At 72.0% G+C, this 4,564-nt stretch carries 2 protein-coding genes and 1 pseudogene; 1 reads left to right on the top strand and 2 read right to left on the bottom strand.

Going from position 1 to position 4,564, the window contains the following annotated elements; all coding sequences use genetic code 11:
- On the bottom strand, positions 1–418 hold a 418-nt coding region (locus B7767_RS09675; RefSeq protein ID WP_179167089.1), incomplete at its 3' end, for an NUDIX hydrolase.
- Between the two features lie 252 nt (positions 419–670).
- On the opposite strand from B7767_RS09675, the gene B7767_RS09670 reads away from it, so the two are divergent.
- Entirely contained in the window at positions 671–3,994 is a 3,324-nt protein-coding gene (locus B7767_RS09670) for a S8 family serine peptidase (protein ID WP_085571827.1), read from the top strand.
- Between the two features lie 61 nt (positions 3,995–4,055).
- On the opposite strand, the pseudogene B7767_RS46255 reads toward B7767_RS09670, so the two are convergent.
- A pseudogene (locus B7767_RS46255) lies at positions 4,056–4,564 on the bottom strand (hypothetical protein); the annotation flags it as partial.

Raw genomic sequence — 4,564 nt, 5'->3', positions numbered from 1 at the left:
CCCGCCACAGCCGCAGTCCGATGTCGACCATGCGGACGCGGACCAGGTCAGGGACGGCGTCCAGGGGCTGCCAGGCGGCGAGGTCCGTGGAGCCGCCGATCTCACTGCGCAGTTCACCACCGGTGATCCGGCCCTCGTAGACCAGCCGTACGCCGTGGTGGTCGACGGAGCGGCCGAAGCGGGCGGGGAAGGTGCGGCGGGTGGAGTTCACACCGAGCAGTCCGGTGACCTCGATGCGGTAGCCGGTCTCCTCCTCGACCTCCCGCCGCACGGTGTCGTAGGGATCCTCGCCGTGCTCCATGCCGCCGCCCGGCAGCACCCACTCGGGCACGCCGCCGGGGCCCGGTGACCGGGCGAGCAGGAACTGTCCGTCGCGCACCACCACGGCGTAGGCCGCCACCCTCAGGTTCCGTCGCATCCAGGGACGTTAACCCGGCGGCCCGTACCACGTGGGCCGCATGGGCGACTTGTCGCCTTCGGCACCTCATCTCCCCATAAGGACATCGGGGGTTTTCCCCATACATCCATTTCGGCTCGGCCAACTCTCGCCAAACACCCACCCCTTGCGTAAGGCTCAACGATCGTCCGGAATCGCGTTCCGGACCGTCGCGACCAGGGCCGATCGGCCTCGGCCGCTCCACGATCGTTCCTTTACTTACAAGGGATGCCGATGACCCACTCCCCACAGCGCGAACCGATACCGGGCGCCAGACGCGTGGCCCGTATCGCCGTGGCCGCCGGTCTCGTCGCCGCACTCTCCGCGGCCGGGCCGATCCCCCTGGCCATGGCCGCCGACACCCCGCCCGCCGCCCCGGCCGACGCCGACGTCAAGTCCGCGCACGACAAGCTCGGTACGGACGACGCGGACCTGCTCGCCGAGGCCAAGGCCGACGGTGCCAAGAACGTCACGATGATGATCGCCACCGCTCCCGGCCGGACCGAGCAGGTCACCGAGCAGCTCGACGCGGTCAAGGGCGGTTCGGTCGGCCGGACCCACGACAAGCTCGGCTACGTCCGGGCCACCGTCCCCACCGGCAAGGCGGACGCGGCGATCGCCGCCGCCACCAAGCTCGCCTCCGTGCACGGCGTCGACCTGCGCGAGGAGATCCCGCTGGACGACCCGACGCCGAGCGCGGACACCGCGAAGCAGGCCGGGGGCAAGGACCGCGGGCACGGCGACCGCACCTACCCGGCTCCCGGGAAGCGGACGCCCGCGGAGAACCCGTACAACCCGTCCTTCGAGACCGGTGCCGTCGAGTTCGTCGAGGACAACCCGAAGGCGGACGGGCGCGGGGTCACCATCGGCATCCTCGACTCCGGCGTCGACCTCGGCCACCCGGCGCTGCAGAGGACCACCACCGGCGAGCGCAAGATCGTCGACTGGGTGACGGCGACCGACCCGATCGTGGACAACGACCGGACCTGGCGCCCGATGGTCTCCTCCGTCTCCGGACCGACCTTCACCCACGGCGGCAGGACCTGGACGGCCCCGGCGGGTTCGTACCGGATCAGCACGTTCCTGGAGTCGTACACCACCGGCGGTGACGCGGCCGGTGACGCCAACCGCGACGGCGACACCACCGACTCCTGGGGCGTCCTCTACGACGCCGCCGCCGGCACGGTCCGGGTCGACCTGAACAACAACTCCGACTTCACCGACGACACGCCCATGAAGCCGTACAAGGACGGCTTCCAGATCGGGTACTTCGGCACCGACGACCCGAAGACCGACATCGCCGAACGCCAGCCGTTCGTCGTGGAGATCCGCGAGGACGTCCCGATGGACCCCTACGGCGGCGACTGGACCGGCAAGACGGCCGACTTCGTCAACATCGGTGTCATCGAGTCCGAGCACGGCACGCACGTCGCCGGCATCACCGCCGCCAACGGCCTGTTCGGCGGGCGGATGGACGGTGCCGCCCCCGGCGCGAAGATCGTCTCCTCGCGCGCCTGCACCTGGTCCGGCGGCTGCACCAACGTGGCGCTCACCGAGGGCATGATCGACCTCGTCACCGAGCGCGGCGTCGACATCGTCAACATGTCCATCGGCGGTCTGCCGGCGCTCAACGACGGCAACAACGCCCGCGCCGAGCTCTACACCCGCCTGATCGACACCTACGGCGTCCAGCTGGTGATCTCCGCGGGCAACTCCGGCCCCGGCGCCAACACCATCGGCGACCCCGGTCTGGCCGACAAGGTCATCTCCGTCGGCGCGTCCGTCTCCCGGGAGACCTGGGCCGCCAACTACGGCTCCGTGGTGAGGACCAAGTACGCCATGATGCCGTTCTCCTCGCGCGGTCCGCGTGAGGACGGCGGTTTCACGCCGACGCTGGTCGCGCCCGGCGCGGCGATCAACACCATCCAGACCTGGATGCCGGGCGCCCCGGTCGCCGAGGCCGGCTACGACCTCCCGGCCGGCTACGGCATGCTCCAGGGCACCTCGATGGCCTCCCCGCAGGCAGCCGGCGCCTCCGCGCTGCTGCTGTCCGCCGCGAAGCAGAAGCGCATCGACCTCACGCCCGCCGGGCTGCGCACCGCCCTCACCTCCACCGCCGAGCACATCAAGGGTGTGCAGGCCTACGAGGAGGGCGCCGGTCTCATCGACATCGAGGACGCCTGGGACGCCATCCGTGACGGCGCCACGGCCCACGAGTACACGGTGAAGGCGCCGGTCGACACCGCGATCGACCAGTTCCTGGAGACGCCCGGCTTCGGCACGGGCCTCTACGACCGTGAGGGCGGCCTGGAGGCCGGGCAGAAGAAGACGTACGACATCACGATCACCCGTACGTCCGGTCCCGACCGCGCGATCCGGCACGAGCTCGACATCGAGAACGACGAGGGCGGCGCCTTCCGCATCGCCGGCGACGACGACGTCCGGCTGCCGCTGAACGAGCCGGTCACCGTCAAGGTCCGGGCCGCGCCGCGCTCGGCCGGCATCAAGAGCGCGATCCTGGAGGCCGACGACCCGCGCACCGAGGGCGTCGACCAGCAGATCCTCACCACCGTGGTCGTCTCCGAGCCGCTGGAGCACACCTTCTCCACGTCCGGCACGGCCCAGCGCAACAGCACCACCTCCTACTTCGTCACCGTGCCCGAGGGCGCGAAGACGCTGGAGGTCGCGATGAGCGGGCTGGAGGACGGGAGCCAGACCCGGTTCATCGCCATCCACCCGTACGGTGTCCCGGCCGACCCGACGTCGACGGTCAACTGCTACCCGAACTACACCAACCCGGCCAACACCTGCCGCCCCGACGTGCGGTCGTACGCGGACCCGCAGCCGGGCGTGTGGGAGATCGAGGTCGAGGCCCGGCGCACCTCGCCGCTGCTCGACAACCCGTACGAGCTGGACGTCGCCGTCCTCGGCGCGGCCTTCGACCCGGAGACCGTGACCGTGCCCGAGGCGAAGGTCGGCACCCCGGCCGCCGTCTCGTGGACGGTGGCGAACGAGTTCGCCGCGCTGGAGGGCGAGCTGGTGGGCGGCCCGCTCGGCTCGTCGAAGACGGCCCGTCCGGCCATCGGGACCGGTGACACGCACACGACCACGGTCGAGGTGCCCGAGGGCGCCACGTCCCTCGACGTGGCCGTCGGCAACGTCTCGGACACCTCCGCCGACCTGGACCTGACGGTCTACGACGCCGACGGCGACCAGGTCGCCCAGTCCGCCGACGGCGACTCGGAGGAGTCGGTCTCCATCGCCTCCCCGGCGGCCGGTACGTACACCGTGAAGGTCGTGGGCTACTCCGTCCCGGCCGGTTCCACGGACTACGACTACCTGGACGTGTTCTTCTCCGCCTCGCTCGGCTCCGTCACCGTCGACGGCTCCGCGCCGGTGGAGCTCGGCACGGGCGACTCGGCCACCGTCTCCGGTGACGTCACCGTCGCCGCGGCGGCCCCCGAGGGGCGTGCGTTCTTCGGGCGCGTACAGCTGGTGAACGCGCGCGGCACGGTCGCGGGCGTCGGCAGCGTGGCGATCGAGAAGGTCGTTCCGTAAGGAACCGGCCGGCTCGGTGAGGGGCGGGCGCCCGTTGCGGGCGCCCGCCCCTTCGTCGTGCTCAGTCGCAGGTGAGGGTGCGCGACTCGGGGAGCGAGGCGGTGATCCGGACCCGTTCGGGTGCGATGTCCGCCTCCCCGACGACCACCGTGTCCGGGTGGACGCCCTCGGCGGGCATGCCGACCAGCACCCGGTCCCCCTCGTGCAGCGGGACGTCACCGGCGGGGTCCCGGAGGAAGGTGACCTCGCCCTCGCCCTTGTAGTAGCGGCTCGCCCTCAGCGTGACGCGTTCCGCCCCGGCCCCCGGCACCGGGTCCACCGTCAGCACGGTGCCCTCGGCGACGAGGCGGGCGCAGGCGAGGTAGCGGGGGCTGCCGAAGGCGGCCCCGCCCGCGTCCTTCCCTCCCGCCTCCCTGGAGTCGGCCTGCGCGGCGGAACTGCCCGCGTCCGAGTCGGCCGCTCCCCCGGTCTGCGTCACGAGCCACCCCATGCCGACGACGACGGTGGCGGCAGCGGCGGCCACGAGGGCGCCGAGGGCGGCCTTGAGGGGCCGGCGCCGGCCGCGGTGCG

This window comes from Streptomyces sp. 13-12-16 (assembly GCF_002114215.1).
Lineage (GTDB): Bacteria > Actinomycetota > Actinomycetes > Streptomycetales > Streptomycetaceae > Streptomyces.
Note: the sequence above shows the minus strand (reverse complement) of the source record. Positions and strands in the feature narration are given on the sequence as shown.

Bases quoted from the DNA above. Each gene is read 5' to 3' on its own strand.
- B7767_RS09670 (WP_085571827.1), top strand. From the start codon at position 671: ATGACCCACTCCCCACAGCGCGAACCGATACCGGGCGCCAGACGCGTG.